At 66.5% G+C, this 14,586-nt stretch carries 14 protein-coding genes; 8 read left to right on the forward strand and 6 right to left on the reverse strand.

Features of this window, described 5'->3' with window-relative positions; genetic code table 11:
* Window positions 1-41 precede the first annotated feature (41 nt).
* From K3U96_RS03400 to K3U96_RS03410, 3 genes are read left to right on the forward strand one after another with little or no spacing between them, the layout of a single operon-like run.
* Entirely contained in the window at window positions 42-1,073 is a 1,032-nt protein-coding gene (locus K3U96_RS03400; protein WP_069406202.1) for an LLM class F420-dependent oxidoreductase, read from the forward strand.
* Window positions 1,074-1,127: 54 nt separating this feature from the next.
* Window positions 1,128-1,847 carry an acetoacetate decarboxylase family protein gene (locus tag K3U96_RS03405; protein ID WP_220692075.1) on the forward strand — a complete coding sequence of 240 codons (720 nt, stop codon included), beginning with the start codon at window positions 1,128-1,130 and terminating at the stop codon, window positions 1,845-1,847.
* Window positions 1,844-3,034, forward strand: a complete 1,191-nt coding sequence (locus K3U96_RS03410; protein ID WP_069406204.1) for a cytochrome P450 — start codon at window positions 1,844-1,846, stop codon at window positions 3,032-3,034. Before K3U96_RS03405 ends, K3U96_RS03410 begins: the two co-directional genes overlap by 4 nt.
* 22 nt (window positions 3,035-3,056) lie before the next feature.
* On the opposite strand, the gene K3U96_RS03415 is transcribed toward K3U96_RS03410, so the two are convergent.
* On the reverse strand, window positions 3,057-3,929 hold the full coding sequence (locus tag K3U96_RS03415) for a type IV toxin-antitoxin system AbiEi family antitoxin (RefSeq protein ID WP_220692076.1): 873 nt from the start codon (window positions 3,927-3,929) through the stop codon (window positions 3,057-3,059).
* Between the two features lie 72 nt (window positions 3,930-4,001).
* A complete protein-coding gene (locus tag K3U96_RS03420; RefSeq protein WP_069406206.1) occupies window positions 4,002-4,811 on the reverse strand; it encodes a crotonase/enoyl-CoA hydratase family protein in 810 nt (269 codons plus the stop codon).
* 71 nt (window positions 4,812-4,882) lie between these two features.
* Here K3U96_RS03420 and K3U96_RS03425 point away from each other — a divergent pair, with 71 nt between their 5' ends.
* Both K3U96_RS03425 and K3U96_RS03430 read left to right on the forward strand, forming a co-directional pair.
* Window positions 4,883-6,535, forward strand: coding sequence for a medium/long-chain-fatty-acid--CoA/3-oxocholest-4-en-26-oate--CoA ligase (locus K3U96_RS03425; RefSeq protein WP_220692077.1), 1,653 nt, complete (start codon window positions 4,883-4,885; stop codon window positions 6,533-6,535).
* Complete coding sequence (locus tag K3U96_RS03430; protein ID WP_220692078.1) at window positions 6,535-7,656, forward strand: NAD(P)H-dependent flavin oxidoreductase; 1,122 nt, start codon at window positions 6,535-6,537, stop codon at window positions 7,654-7,656. The genes K3U96_RS03425 and K3U96_RS03430 overlap by 1 nt, the downstream gene beginning before the upstream one ends.
* On the opposite strand, the gene lpqN is transcribed toward K3U96_RS03430, so the two are convergent.
* The 4 genes from lpqN to K3U96_RS03450 form a co-directional block, all read right to left on the reverse strand.
* Window positions 7,653-8,342 carry an envelope biogenesis lipoprotein LpqN gene (gene lpqN, locus K3U96_RS03435; protein WP_220692079.1) on the reverse strand — a complete coding sequence of 230 codons (690 nt, stop codon included), beginning with the start codon at window positions 8,340-8,342 and terminating at the stop codon, window positions 7,653-7,655. The genes K3U96_RS03430 and lpqN overlap by 4 nt on opposite strands.
* A gap of 113 nt (window positions 8,343-8,455) precedes the next feature.
* The gene (gene fadD17 / locus K3U96_RS03440; protein WP_220692080.1) at window positions 8,456-9,991 is read right to left on the reverse strand and encodes a long-chain-fatty-acid--CoA ligase FadD17; all 1,536 of its coding nucleotides are present in this window, start codon (window positions 9,989-9,991) and stop codon (window positions 8,456-8,458) included.
* 2 nt (window positions 9,992-9,993) lie between these two features.
* Window positions 9,994-11,094: an acyl-CoA dehydrogenase family protein gene (locus K3U96_RS03445; protein WP_220692081.1), complete on the reverse strand. Its 1,101-nt coding sequence runs from the start codon at window positions 11,092-11,094 to the stop codon at window positions 9,994-9,996.
* A gap of 11 nt (window positions 11,095-11,105) precedes the next feature.
* The gene (locus K3U96_RS03450) at window positions 11,106-12,287 is read right to left on the reverse strand and encodes an acyl-CoA dehydrogenase family protein (protein ID WP_220693379.1); all 1,182 of its coding nucleotides are present in this window, start codon (window positions 12,285-12,287) and stop codon (window positions 11,106-11,108) included.
* A gap of 125 nt (window positions 12,288-12,412) precedes the next feature.
* Between K3U96_RS03450 and K3U96_RS03455 the strand changes: the two genes are divergently transcribed.
* The 3 genes from K3U96_RS03455 to K3U96_RS03465 all read left to right on the forward strand — a co-directional run bounded on the left by K3U96_RS03455 (window position 12,413) and on the right by K3U96_RS03465 (window position 14,573).
* Window positions 12,413-12,604 carry a ferredoxin gene (locus K3U96_RS03455; protein ID WP_069404425.1) on the forward strand — a complete coding sequence of 64 codons (192 nt, stop codon included), beginning with the start codon at window positions 12,413-12,415 and terminating at the stop codon, window positions 12,602-12,604.
* A 13-nt stretch (window positions 12,605-12,617) separates the two neighbouring features.
* Window positions 12,618-13,544, forward strand: a complete 927-nt coding sequence (locus K3U96_RS03460; protein WP_220692082.1) for a 3-oxoacyl-ACP reductase — start codon at window positions 12,618-12,620, stop codon at window positions 13,542-13,544.
* 264 nt (window positions 13,545-13,808) lie between these two features.
* A complete protein-coding gene (locus K3U96_RS03465; protein ID WP_220692083.1) occupies window positions 13,809-14,573 on the forward strand; it encodes an MlaE family ABC transporter permease in 765 nt (254 codons plus the stop codon).
* Window positions 14,574-14,586: the final 13 nt, after the last annotated feature.

A 14,586-nucleotide genomic window follows, 5' to 3' on the forward strand; every position in this document is an offset into this window, starting at 1 on the left:
TGGAGAGGCGAGCTAATGAAAGTACGGGCGGGGTGGTGGCAATGAAGCTAGGACTTCAGTTGGGGTATTGGGGCGCCCAGCCGCCCGACAACCACGCCGAACTGGTCGCCACCGCCGAGGAAGCCGGTTTCGACACGGTGTTCACCGCCGAGGCCTGGGGGTCGGACGCGTACACGCCGCTGGCCTGGTGGGGCCGCGAAACCACCCGGATGCGGCTGGGCACGTCGGTGGTGCAGCTGTCGGCGCGCACCCCGACGGCCTGCGCGATGGCGGCGCTGACGCTCGACCACCTCTCCGGCGGCCGCCACATCCTCGGGCTGGGAGTGTCCGGACCGCAGGTCGTGGAGGGCTGGTACGGCCAGAAGTTCCCCAAGCCGCTGGCCCGCACTCGCGAGTACATCGACATCCTGCGCCAGGTGTGGGCTCGCGAAGCCCCCGTGCGCAGCGACGGCCCGCACTATCCGCTGCCGCTGACCGGCGAGGGCACCACGGGCCTGGGCAAGAACCTCAAGCCGATCACCCATCCGCGGCGCGCCGACATCCCGGTGATGCTGGGCGCCGAGGGCCCCAAGAACGTCGCGCTGGCCGCGGAGATCTGCGACGGGTGGCTGCCGATCTTCTATTCGCCGCGCATCGCAGGCATGTACAACGAGTGGCTCGACGAAGGCTTCGCCCGTCCGGGTGCGCGCCGCAGCCGTGCGGACTTCGAGATCTGCGCGACGGCGCAGGTGGTGGTCACCGACGACCGCGCCGAGATCATGGAGCTGATGAAGCCGCACCTGGCGCTGTACATGGGCGGCATGGGTGCCGAGGACACCAACTTCCACGCTGACGTCTACCGCCGGATGGGCTACGCCGAGGTGGTCGAGGACGTGACGAAGCTGTTCCGCAGCGACCGCAAAGATCAAGCGGCCAAGATCATCCCCGACGAGTTGGTCGACGACTCCGCGATCGTCGGGGACCTGGGCCATGTCCAGGAACAGATCAAGGCGTGGGAGGCCGCGGGCGTCACGATGATGGTGGTGGGTGCGCGTTCGCCCGAGCAGATCCGGGACCTCGCGGCGCTGGTGTAGAACCGGACTAGACACTTCCTTGCTAGTTGTCTACCCGCGTTCTAGATTGACGCGATGACCCAGCACACCATCGCAGGCACCGTGCTCACGATGCCGGTAAAGATCCGCAAGGCGCACCAGCACATGGCGATGTTCTCGGTGGACGCCGACGCCGCCCAGCGCCTGATCGACTACAGCGGTCTGACGGTCTGCCGCTACCTGCCCGGCCGCGCAATCGTCGTGCTGATGCTGATGCGCTACGAGGACGGCGACCTCGGTCAGTACTACGAGTACGGCACCAACGTGATGGTGAACCCGCCCGGTTCGACCGCCACCGGACCGCGCGCGCTGCAGTCGGCGGGTGCGTTCATCCACCACCTACCCGTCGACCAGGCGTTCACCCTCGAGGCGGGAACCAAGATCTGGGGTTATCCGAAAGTCATGGCGGACTTCACGATCCGCGATGGACATACGTACTCCTTCGACGTGACCATCGACGGCCAGTTCGTCGTCGGGATGGACTTCGGGAAGGGGCTGCCCGTCCCGGCCCGGTTCACGTCCAAGCCCCAGGCGCACCCCACCTACTCTTACCGCGACGGGGTGGTGCGGAGCACCGTCGGCGAGATGACACTCAGCGATGTGCGCTACCGCCCGGGCGGCGCCCGCGTGCGGCTCGGTGAACACCCCTACGCCAAAGAGCTCGCGTCGCTCGGCTTCCCGAAGCGCGCGCTCGTGTCGAGTTCCGCGGGGAACGTACAGATGTCGTTCGCAGATGCCCAGGAGGTCCACCCATGACAACCAGACCGGACGTCGACCTGACCGACGGCACCTTCTACGCCGGGGACTCGCGACCGGTCTACAAGTGGATGCGGGAGAACGAACCGGTGTTCCGTGACCGCAACGGGTTGGCCGCCGCGGCCACCTATGCCGCGGTGATCGAGGCCGAGCGCAACCCCGAGCTGTTCTCCAACGCCGGCGGAATCCGGCCCGACCAGCCCGGCGTCGAGATGATGATCGAGATGGACGACCCGCAACACCTGCTGCGGCGCAAACTGGTCAACTCCGGGTTCACCCGTAAACGGGTGAAGGATCTGGAGGGTTCGATTGTGGCCCTCTGTGATTCGCTGATCGACGCGGTGTGCGAACGCGGTGAATGCGACTTCGTCTGGGACCTGGCGGCCCCGTTGCCGATGGCCGTCATCGGCGACATGCTCGGTGTGCGTCCAGAGGAACGCGAGATGTTCCTGCGCTGGTCCGACGATCTGGTCGGTGCGTTGAGCAGCACCGCGGACCCGGAGAAGTTCCAGCTGACCATGGACGCGTTCGCGGCCTACAGCGAATACATGATGGGCATGATCAACGCCCGCAAGGACGAGCCGACCGACGATCTGGTGAGCGTCCTGGTGCATGCCGAGGTCGAAGGCAGCAAGCTCGAGGACCATCAGATCGTCACCGAGGTGCTGCTGCTGCTGATCGGCGGCGACGAAACCACCCGCCACACGCTGTCGGGCGGCACCCGCCAGCTACTTGAGCACCCCGACCAGCACCAGCGTCTCGCCAAGGACCTGAGCTTGCTGCCCAACGCGATCGAGGAGATGTTGCGCTGGACCGCGCCGGTGAAGAACATGGCGCGCACGCTGACCGCCGACACCGAATTCCACGGCACCGCCCTCAAGGAGGGCGAGAAGATGATCCTCCTGTTCGAATCGGCCAACTTCGACGAGACGGTGTTCGACGATCCGGAGACGTTCGACATCGAGCGGTATCCGAACAACCACCTGTCGTTCGGTTTCGGCACCCACTTCTGCCTGGGTAACCAGCTGGCCCGGCTCGAACTGTCGATCATGCAGACCCGACTGCTGCAGCGGCTGCCCGATATGCGGCTAGCCTCCGACGCCGAGTTGCCGCTGCGGCCGGCCAACTTCGTCAGCGGGCTGGAGAAGATGCCGGTGGTGTTCACCCCGACAAAGCCGGTCGGTTAGCGCCCACTCCGCGAACGTGCGCTCACTGCGAAAATCCGGTCGGATTTTCGCGCTGACTGCACGTTCGGCGATTCCACTCGTCTGTTAGCCGGGCGATGATGACGGCTTCGGTATCCAACGACGTGACCCGGATGTCGGACCACCCGAGCCGCGTGACTTCGTCATGTCGGCGGATGTCCGTGTTGAAGCGGGCCGGGGTGCGGTGATGCGCGCCGTCGTAATCGAGGGCCAACTTGATGTCCTCCCACCCCATATCCAGGACCGCGACGAGTACGCCGTACTCGTTGTACACCGGGATCTGCGTCGTCAGCGGTGGAAAGCCGTGGCGGAGGACCATCAGCCGTAGCCACGTCTCCTTCGGCGACTCCGCGCCAGGATCGACGAGCGCGAGAACCTTCCTGGCCTCGCGGATGCCGCGCCGGCCCTTGTAGCGCTCGACCAACAGCTCGACGTCGCCCATCTTGAACTGGGTCGCACGGCCGAGTGCATCGATGGCGGCGACCGCCTTGTCCAACGGGTAGCGACGCGCGAGGTCCAAGGCCGTCCGTGCGGGCGTTGTGACGCGGATTCCGTCGACGAACTCGATCTCGTCGTCGAGGAAACCGTCCGACCACGCGCGGATGCCTTTGGGCGGCCGCCGATTCGACCACAACAGTTCGGCAGGCCGGCGAGCGTCGACCCACTTGGCGCCGTGTATGGCCGCCGCGGACTGGCCGGCCACAACTCCTTGCCGCCGCGACCACAACCACGCCGCCGCGGCCCGAGCGGGGGCGGTTAGTTCGATGCCGGGCGCGACGTACACATCGGGATGCATTGCCGTGAACCGGCTACGCAGCGCGTACGGCGTCAACGCACCGGCTGCCAGGGCCTCGCTGCCGATGAATGGCTTCCCCATGGCCGTAGTGTGCCGACGGTCACCGACACTTCGACGAGTGTGTGGCCACCGTGGATGCGCAGGTTCGCGCGCCTAGCGCATCTTGAAGTTGGGGGCGCGTTTCTCCTTGAACGCCAGCGGGCCTTCCTTGGCGTCGTCGGACAGGAATACCTTGATGCCGATCTGCGTGTCGATCTTGAAGGCGTCGTTCTCGTGCATGCCCTCGGTTTCGCGGATGGTCTTGAGGATGGCCTGCACCGCGAGCGGGCCGTTGTTATTGATCACCTCGGCGATCTCCAGCGCCTTGTCCAGCGCCGAACCGTCGGGCACCACGTAGCCGATCAGGCCCATGTCGCGCGCTTCGGCGGCGGTGATGTGCCGACCGGTCAGGAGCAGATCGCAGGCGACGGTGTAGGGAATCTGGCGTACCAGACGCACCGCGGACCCGCCCATCGGATACAGGCTCCACTTCGCCTCGGAGATGCCGAACTTCGCGCTCTCACCCGCGATGCGGATGTCGGTGCCCTGCAGGATCTCCGTGCCGCCTGCGATGGCGGGACCCTCGACCGCGGCGATCAGCGGCTTGGTGAGCCGCCTGCCCTTCAGCAGTGCGTCGATGCGCGACGGGTCATAGCTGCCGTCCTTGAACGAGTCGCCCGGCGGCTTGGCGGTCGCGGCCTTGAGGTCCATGCCTGCGCAGAAGTACCCGCCGGCGCCGGTGAGGATCGCGCTGCGGATCTCTGGATCGTTGTCGATGCGGTCCCACGCCTCGACCATGATCGAGAGCATCTCGGTGGAAAGCGCGTTGCGGGCCTCCGGCCGGTTCAGCGTCAGGATCAAAGTGTGTCCGCGCTGCTCAATGAGGGCGTCGGGGCTCTTCGCCGAATTCTTGTCGTCGCTCACAAACTAGCCCGCCTCCCAGCGTCGATAGCACAGACTTGAATGAAAATGTAACACGTTCTAGTTTAGGTGCTGTGGCCCTGAACATTGCTGATCTCGCCGAGCACGCCATCGACGCCGTACCAGACCGTGTTGCCCTGATCTGTGGCGACAACGAACTGACTTACGCGCAACTGGAGGAGAGGGCCAACCGCCTGGCTCACTACCTCATCGACAAGGGCGTCAAGAAGGACGACAAGGTCGGCCTGTACTGCCGCAACCGCAACGAGATCGTGATCGCGATGCTCGGCATCGTGAAGGCGGGCGCCATCCTCGTCAACGTCAACTACCGCTATGTCGAGAGCGAGTTGAAGTACCTGTTCGAGAACTCCGACATGGTCGCGCTGGTGCACGAGCGCCGCTACTCCGACCGCGTCGCCAACGTGTTGCCGCAGACCCCCGACGTGAAAACCGTGCTGGTGGTCGAGGACGGAAGTGACGACGACTTCCAGCGCTACGGCGGCGTGGAGTTCTACGAAGCACTGAGCCAGGGGTCACCGGAGCGCGATTTCGGCGAGCGCAGCGCCGACGACATCTACCTGCTCTACACCGGCGGCACCACTGGCTTCCCCAAGGGCGTGATGTGGCGCCACGAAGATATCTACCGGGTGTTGTTCGGCGGCACCGACTTTGCGACAGGAGAGTTCGTCAAGGACGAGTACGACTTGGCCAAGGCGGCAGCCGAGAACCCGCCGATGATCCGCTACCCGATCCCGCCGATGATCCACGGTGCCACCCAGTCGGCCACCTGGATGTCGCTGTTCTCCGGCCAGACAACCGTGCTGGCACCGGAATTCGAGCCAAGCGAGGTATGGCGCACCGTCGAGAAGCACAAGGTGAACCTGCTGTTCTTCACCGGTGATGCGATGGCGCGCCCGCTGCTCGACGCGTTGCTCGCGCACCAGGAAAAAGGCGAGGACTACGAGCTGTCGTCGCTGTTCCTGCTGGCCAGCACCGCCGCGTTGTTCTCCACCAGCATCAAGGAGAAGTTCCTCGAACTGCTGCCCAACCGGATCATCACCGACTCGATCGGCTCCTCGGAGACCGGTTTCGGCGGCACCAGCATCGTGGCCAAGGGCCAGCCGCACGCAGGCGGTCCGCGGGTGACCATCGATCACCGCACCGTCGTGCTCGACGAGGACGGCAACGAGGTCAAGCCGGGCTCCGGTGTGCGAGGCGTCATCGCCAAGAAGGGCAACATCCCGGTCGGCTACTACAAGGACGAGAAGAAGACGGCGGAAACCTTCAAAACCTTCAACGGTGTTCGCTACGCGATCCCCGGCGACTACGCGACGGTGGAGGCCGACGGCAGCGTGACGATGCTCGGCCGCGGTTCGGTGTCGATCAACAGCGGCGGCGAGAAGATCTATCCCGAAGAGGTGGAGGCCGCGCTCAAGGGTCATCCGGATGTGTTCGACGCGTTGGTGGTCGGCGTCCCCGATCCGCGCTTCGGCCAGCACGTCGCCGCCGTCGTGCATCCGCGCGAAGGCGCCCGGCCGAAACTCGCCGAACTCGACGCGTTCATCCGCAACGAGATCGCGGGATACAAAGTGCCGCGCAGCATCTGGTATGTCGACGAAGTGAAGCGCTCGCCAGCGGGCAAACCCGACTACCGGTGGGCCAAGGACCAGACCGAGCAGCGGCCCGCCGACGAAGTGAACGCCAACCACGTGGGGACCGCCACTTGATGCGGACCGAGCTGTGTGACCGCTTCGGCATCGACTATCCGATCTTCGTCTTCACGCCATCGGAGAAGGTGGCGGCCGCGGTCAGCAAGGCCGGCGGGCTCGGCGTGCTGGGCTGCGTGCGTTTCAACGACGCCGACGACCTCGAGAGCGTCCTGCAGTGGATGGACGAGAACACCGACGGCAGACCGTACGGCGTCGATATCGTGATGCCGGCCAAGGTGCCGCAGGAGGGCTCCGCGGTCGACATCGACAAGCTCATCCCGCAGAGCCACCGCGAGTTCGTCGACAAAACCCTTGTCGATCTTGGTGTTCCGCCGCTGCCCGATGACGACGCGCGCAACGAAGGGGTGCTCGGCTGGCTGCACTCGGTGGCCCGCTCACACGTCGAGGTCGCGCTGCGGCACCCCATCAAGCTGATCGCCAATGCACTCGGTTCGCCGCCACGGGACGTCATCGACCAGGCCCACGCGGCCGGTGTTCCGGTGGCGGCGCTGGCGGGCAGCGCCAAACATGCGCAGCGCCATGTCGAGAACGGGGTGGACATCGTTGTCGCCCAAGGCCATGAGGCGGGCGGCCACACCGGTGAGATCGGTTCGGTGGTGCTGTGGCCGGAGATCGTCGACGCCGTTTCCGACCGAGCACCTGTGCTGGCGGCCGGCGGTATCGGCACCGGACGGCAGGTGGCCGCGGCGTTGGCGCTCGGCGCGTCCGGGGTGTGGATGGGTTCGGCGTTCCTGACCGCGGCCGAATACGACCTCGGCCACCGCAATCCGAGCGGCGTTTCGACGATCCAGCAGGCGCTGCTGCGCGCGGAGTCCAGCGACACCGTGCGGCGGCGCATCTACACCGGCAAACCCGCGCGGCTGCTGAAGAGCAAGTGGACCGACGCCTGGGATGCGCCCGACGCGCCGGAGCCGCTGCCGATGCCGCTGCAGAACATCCTGGTGTCCGAGGCGCATCAGCGGATGAACGCCTCGGACAACCCCGACACCGTGGCGATGCCGGTGGGCCAGATCGTCGGCAGGATGAACGAGATCCGCCCGGTCGCCGAGATCATCGCCGAACTGGTTGAGGGTTTCGAGGCCGCCACCCGCCGCCTCGACGACATCCGCGGTGACTAGAAGCTGATCGTGGTCTGATCGTCGATCACAGTGGTTGCGGCGCCGACGATCTCGGCCTGGCTGACCAACCCGTCGGCGTTGAGCTGCAACACGTACAGCCCGTCGTCGCCGGGGATGACGACCGTCTTCTGTGCGACGACCTTCGTCTTACCCTCCGAGTCCCACGTGCCGCCCAGCTGGTAGGCCGGGTAGTCGCCGAGCGAACTGGCCTCGCCCTCGTTCAAGGGGCTCCAGCCGGGCAGGTTCTGCAGCTCGCCTGGCGCAAGGTGGATGATGGCCTGCGGTTCGACGTCTCCGGTCAGCTTCGACACCAGCGCGACGATGCTCGGGGTGTACTCGGCGGCCTCCGGACCCGTGTAGATGATGGCGCGGTACGCCCACTCCGGCGTGCTGTCACCCGCGTCCTCCCACCCTGAGGGCACTGGCAGATCGAGGACGGGCGCGCCGGGATCGCCCCGCTTGACCGGGGTTTCCTGGATGCCGTGCTCGGCGATGTAGCTTGCGATCGTGGGGTGCGGTCCCGGTGCGTCCCCCTCGCGTGGCGCGATGCGAGCCGTCGACGGCGCCGCCGCCGGTGCGCTGGTCGCCGGCTCGGTCGCGGTGTCACCGCCCGACCCGCAGCCCGTCAACACCAGTCCCAATGCCGTGACCATTACGGCGGTCCCCGAGATCGCCGTGGCTCCCATAAGTGGCTCCCGTCTGCCCAGGTCGGTGTCAGCAAAGAGAGACCAACAGCCGATCAAGCTGGACAAAGTATATTCATCACGCTCAACGCGAGAACGGCAAATTTTCTCGGGCGTCAGCGAATTGGATACACCGGGTCAGCGCAGTCGAGACCCTCGGCGGCCAGGTGACGCTTGACGACCTTGAACGTCTCGGTGCGGGGGAGTGCGGGGCTGACCCTGACGAACGACGGCCACTGCTTCGGACCCAGATCGGGTTGCTCGGCCAGAAACCTCCGGAACGCGTCGGGGTCGAACGCGGCGCCCTCGGCCAGCGTCAGCGCGGCCATCACCTGATCGCCGACATCGGGTGCCGGGATGCCGTACACCGCCACCTCGACCACGTCGGGATGGCGCAGCAGCACCCGCTCGATCGGCGCCGAGCCGAGGTTCTCCCCGTCGACCCGCATCCAATCGCCGAGCCGTCCCGCGAAGTACGCGTAGCCGTTCTCGTCGCGATAGGCCAAATCGCCGCTGTGATATACCCCGCCGCGCATCCGCTCGGCGTCGGCCTGCGGGTCGTTGTAGTAGCCCTCGAAACGTCCGGCGTCCGAGACGTTCACCAACTCGCCGGTCACTCCCGTCGGGCACGGTCGCCCGGTGTCGACGTCGACGATCTCGGTGCCGGGCGGCAGCGGGCCGAGCGCACCAGGCGGGGTGTCGGGTGTGCTGGCGATCGCGATGCCGCCTTCAGTCGACCCGAACCCGTCCATCACGACCGTGTCGAACCGCCGCGCGAACCGCTGCACATCGGCAGGGGCGCCCTCGTTGCCGTACACCGCCCGCAGCGGGTTGTCCGCGTCGTCGGGACGTTCGGGGGTGGCCAGGATGTAGGACAACGGCTTGCCGACATAGTTGGCGTATGTCGCGCCGTACCGGCGTACGTCCGGCAGGAACTGGGACGCAGAGAACTTGCGGCGCAACGCAAGCGAGCCTCGCGATGCCAGTGCGACGGACCAGCCGACGAGCACTGCGTTGGAATGGAACAGCGGCATCGCGACGTAGCACACGTCGCCGGGGCCCAGCTCGAACCGACCGGTCATGGTCACCCCGGCGATCGCGACCTTGCCCTGGCTGCATTTGACGGCCTTGGGATCACCGCTGGTGCCCGACGTGTAGATCAGCATGAACAGATCGGTCGGTTCGGCGTCGTAGGCGTGCACCGGTTCGCCGGCGTACGCGGCCATCTCCTTGGCCCACTGCGGCGAGTCGACGTCGACGTGCTCGATGTCGCCGAGCATGTCGGTGAAGGCCGAATCGGCCAGCACCACTTGGCAATCGGCACGGGTGATATCACGCTGCAGCGCCGCGCCGCGGCGCACCGGGTTGAGGCCCACCGGCACGATGCCCGTCAGCCCGGCGGCCACCAGCAGCGCCGAGAACACCGGGGTGTTCTGCATCAGCACGCCGACGTGGGGCGGCCGGTCAGGGTCCATCCGCGCCCGTAGCGCGGCGGCCAGCGCCGCGCCGTGCCTGAGGTGATCTCGCCAGCTGACGAACGAGACTGAGGCCTTTTCTCTTCGCGCAAGCGGCTCATCGGCGAAATACACCCCGCGGTCGTCGACGTCGGCCAGCGGCCTCAGCAGCGCCGCGACGGTGGGCAGTTCGCTCACGGCTAGGCCGGGGAGTCCGCCAACTCCCTGCCGATGCGAAGCAACTGTCCAGTCGCGCTGCCGACCGCGAACTCGACCTGCTTGGCCGCCAGGAAGTACCGGTGCACCGGGTGGTCGGTGTCGATACCGACGCCGCCGTGCACGTGCACCGCGGTGTGCGCCACGCGGTGGCCGGCCTCGGCGGCCCAGAACGCCGCGGTGTTGACCTCGACCTCGGACGGAATGTTCTCAGCGAGCCGCCACGCCGCCTGGGTCAGCGTCAGGCGCAGCGCCTTGACGTCGATATAGCCGTCGGCCAGCCGCGCCGACACGGCCTGGAAGCTGCCGATCGGGCGGTCGAACTGCTCGCGCTCGCGTGCGTACCCGGCGGTGAGTTCCAACGCACGCTCGACCACGCCGAGCTGGAATGCGCTGCGGCCCAACGTGGCTCGGGTGGTCACCCAGGACGGCACCTCGTCACCACCCACGGCGCGCTCGCTGTCGATCTCCACGCCCTGCAGCTGCAGATGCCCGATGCTGCCGTGCCCGGTGGTGTCGAGCGACTCGACCGTCACCCCGGCGTCATCGGATGCGACGACGAACAGCTTTGTCCCGGAGTCGGTTTCGGCCGGGACCAGGAACGCGTCGGCGACCGGCCCGTAGGGCACCTGCGTCCGCGACCCGGTGAGCCGGTATCGGCCCGACCCCGACGACTGCGCCCGCACCGGGCCGTCACCCATCTCGCCGTCGAGCGCGACGGTGAGGATCTTCTGACCATTGACCGCGGGCGCCGCCCACTGCTGTCGCAGGCCCTCGGAGCCGAACGCCGCCAGGGCGCCCGCGCCGAGCACCACCGATTCGAGGTAGGGCACCGCTGCCATCTGCCTGCCCAGTGCGGTGAGCACGGCGACCTGCTCGAGCACGCCGAACCCGCCGCCGCCCACCGTCTCCGGCGCGGCGGCCGAGAGCACATCGGCCTCGATCAGTTTGGCCCACAGGTCGCGGTCGAACCGTTCGTCGAGGCCGTCGAGCTCACGCTGGTGCTCGGGCGTGCACACCGAGTCGACGATGGTGCGCACCAGCCCGCCGAGGTCGTCGGAGGCTTCGGTTGTCTTGAAGTCCATGGGATCCGTCCTTACCGGTTCACTCTGGGCAGGCCCAACGCGACCATCCCGATGATGTCGCGTTGGATCTCGTTGGTTCCGCCGCCGAAGGTCAGGATCAGGCAGCTGCGGTGCATCCGTTCGACCCGGCCACGCAGCAGCGCACCGGGCGAACCCGGCCGCAGGGTGGCCGCGGTGCCGAGCACCTCCATCAGCAGCCGGTAGGCCTCGGTCGCCAGTTCCGTGCCGTAGACCTTGGCCGCCGACGCGTCAGCGGGGGACGGTGCGGCATCCTCAGTGGAGGCCAGCTCCCAGTTGATCAGCTTGAGCACCTCGGCCTTGGCGTGCACGCGGGCGAGGTTGAGCTGCACCCATTCGGAATCGATCAGCCGGTTGCCGTGCACGTCCTTAACGTTCTGCGCCCACTCGCGCACCCCGTTGAGCGCCAAGAAGATCGGCTGGGCCGACACCAGGGCGACCCGCTCGTGGTTGAGCTGGTTGGTGACCAGCTTCCAGCCGGCGTTCTCCTCGCCCACCAGGTTCGTCGCGGGCACCCGCACGTCCTGGTAGTAGGTGGCGCTGGTGTCGACGCCGGCCATGGTGTGCACCGGGGTCCAGGAGAAGCCCTCGGCGGTGGTCGGCACGATCAGCATCGAGATGCCGCGGTGCTTCTTGGCCTCCGGGTTGGTCCGCACCGCCAGCCAGACGTAATCGGCGTAGGCGATCAGGCTGGTCCACATCTTCTGGCCGTTGATCACATAGTCGTCGCCGTCCCGCACGGCGGTGGTGCGCAGCGCGGCGAGGTCGGTGCCCGCACCCGGTTCGGAGTAACCGATCGAGAAATGCAGATCGCCGGAGGCGATCTTGGGCAGATAGAACTTCTTCTGCTCGTCGGTGCCGAACGCCATGATCGTCGGCGCGACGCTGTTGATGGTCAGAAACGGGACCGGGACGTTGGCGAGCGCGGCCTCGTCGTTGAAGATCAGCCCGTCCATCGGCGGGCGCTCCTGACCGCCGAACTCCTTGGGCCAGCTCAACGTCAGCCAGCCGTCCTTGCCCATCTGGGCAACGGTCTCGCGGTAGACGTTGCCGCGGCCCATCTCGCCGTCGTTGGACGCCAGCGACTCAGCGCGCTCGGGCGTCATGAGCTTGGTGAAGTACGCACGCAGTTCGCGACGTAGCTCCTCCTGTTCAGGGGTGTAGCCGATCCGCATTGCGTCGTCCTCACTAATCTGCGCGCCGTAGTCTGGGTGCCTGTGCACCCTGAGCTCATTTCCGGTTGTAACACGTTCTAGTCTGGTGGTCCAGGGTGGAGGCACCTGAGTGGCAGGAGGTTGTCATGCGAGTGGAAGTCGATCGTGACCGGTGTGAGGGTAACGCGATCTGTGTGGGAATCGACCCGGAGCTGTTCGAGCTCGACGACGAAGATTATGCCGTGGTGAAGATCGACCCGGTCCCCGCCGACCACGAGGAGCGCGCCGAGCAGGCCATTGCCGAATGCCCGCGCGCCGCCCTGAAACGCCGAGACTAGAGGTATTCATAAATTGACGACTGAGCATTCCGCAACCGATCTGTCCGGACGCGTCGCGGTGGTGACCGGTGCCGCGGCCGGGCTGGGCCGCGCGGAGGCCATCGGCCTCGCCAAGGCCGGTGCGACGATCGTGGTCAACGACATCGCCCCTGCGCTGGACAAATCCGATGTCGTCGACGAGATCGTCGCCGCCGGCGCCAAGGCCGTGGCGGTGGCCGGCGACATCTCGGCGCGGTCGACGGCCGACGAGCTGGTCGAGACCGCCGACGGGCTCGGCGGGTTGAGCATCGTCGTCAACAACGCCGGCATCACCCGCGACCGGATGCTGTTCAACATGTCCGACGAGGACTGGGACGCGGTGATCGCCGTGCACCTGCGGGGCCACTTTCTGCTGACCCGTAACGCGGCCACCTATTGGCGCAGTAAAGCCAAGGCCGGTGGAGAGGACGGGGCCGGCAAGGTCTACGGCCGGGTCATCAACACCTCCTCGGAGGCGGGGCTGGTGGGCCCGGTCGGTCAGGCCAACTACGGTGCGGCCAAAGCCGGCATCACGGCGCTGACGTTGTCGATGGCCCGGGCGCTGGAACGCTACGGGGTGCGCGCCAACGCGATCGCACCGCGGGCCCGTACGGCGATGACGGCCGACGTATTCGGCGATGCACCCGAACTCGCCGACGGGCAGGTTGATCCGTTGTCGCCCGCGCACGTCGTGAAACTCGTCCGGTTCCTGGCTTCCCCGGCATCGGAAGGGGTCAACGGACAGCTGTTCATCGTCTACGGTCCCACGGTGACGCTGGTGGCAGCGCCGACGGTCGAAGCGCAGTTCACTGCGCAGGCCGACGCATGGGACACGACGGAATTGTCGACCACATTGCATAACTACTTTGCTGGCCGGGATCCGGGCCGGAGTTTCTCGGCCACCGAACTGATGGGTCAATAGGACCGAGGGTCTTTCAGAGAACCGGCCCAGGCCACTAGAACACGTTCTACAATGACGCAGGTCACACCGCCTCTGAGCAGGACATATATAACAGTTTGGCCTGTTTTTGCAGTTCTTTGACACTGCGAACTTGTTCTAGTTAGTATGAGCCGGCTCACTAAGAGCATCGCTTAGACCAGGGGTGGGAAGACCTCGGCGGCAAAGAGTTTGGAACTCTTCGCCAAAAAGGCATCCAGATCACCCATCGCCAGAATGGAGCCTAGGTTGATCGAACAGCTCGCGGCACCGGCTCGGGCCGTGGGCGGGTTCGTCGAAATGTCGTTCGACACTTTCGCCAAGATCTTCCGGCGTCCGTTTCAGTTCCGCGAGTTCCTCGAGCAGACGTGGATGATCGCGCGGGTCTCCCTGGTGCCGACGCTGTTGGTGGCAATCCCGTTCACGGTGCTGGTCGCGTTCACCCTCAACATCCTGCTCCGCGAGATCGGCGCTGCCGACCTGTCCGGCGCGGGCACGGCGTTCGGCACCATCACCCAGCTGGGCCCGGTCGTCACGGTGTTGGTGGTGGCGGGTGCGGGCGCCACCGCGATCTGCGCCGACCTCGGTGCGCGCACCATCCGCGAGGAGATCGACGCGATGCGGGTACTGGGCATCGACCCGATCCAGCGCCTGGTGGTGCCGCGTGTGCTGGCGTCGACGTTCGTCGCGCTGCTGCTCAATGGCCTGGTGTGCCTCATCGGATTGTCCGGCGGGTACGTCTTCTCCGTCTTTCTGCAGGGGGTGAACCCCGGTGCCTTCATCAACGGCCTGACGGTGCTGACCGGGTTGGGTGAGCTCGTCATGGCCGAGATCAAGGCGCTGCTGTTCGGTGTCGTCGCCGGGCTGGTCGGGTGCTATCGCGGCCTGACGGTGAAGGGCGGGCCCAAGGGAGTGGGGGTCGCGGTCAACGAAACCGTCGTCTATGCGTTCATCTGCCTGTTCGTGATCAACGTGATCATGACGGCCGTCGGGGTCCGGGTGCTGGAGCGGTGATGGGCGCTTGCGG

Origin of the sequence: Mycolicibacterium holsaticum DSM 44478 = JCM 12374, from assembly GCF_019645835.1 — a bacterium.
Classification (GTDB): Bacteria; Actinomycetota; Actinomycetes; order Mycobacteriales; family Mycobacteriaceae; genus Mycobacterium; species Mycobacterium holsaticum.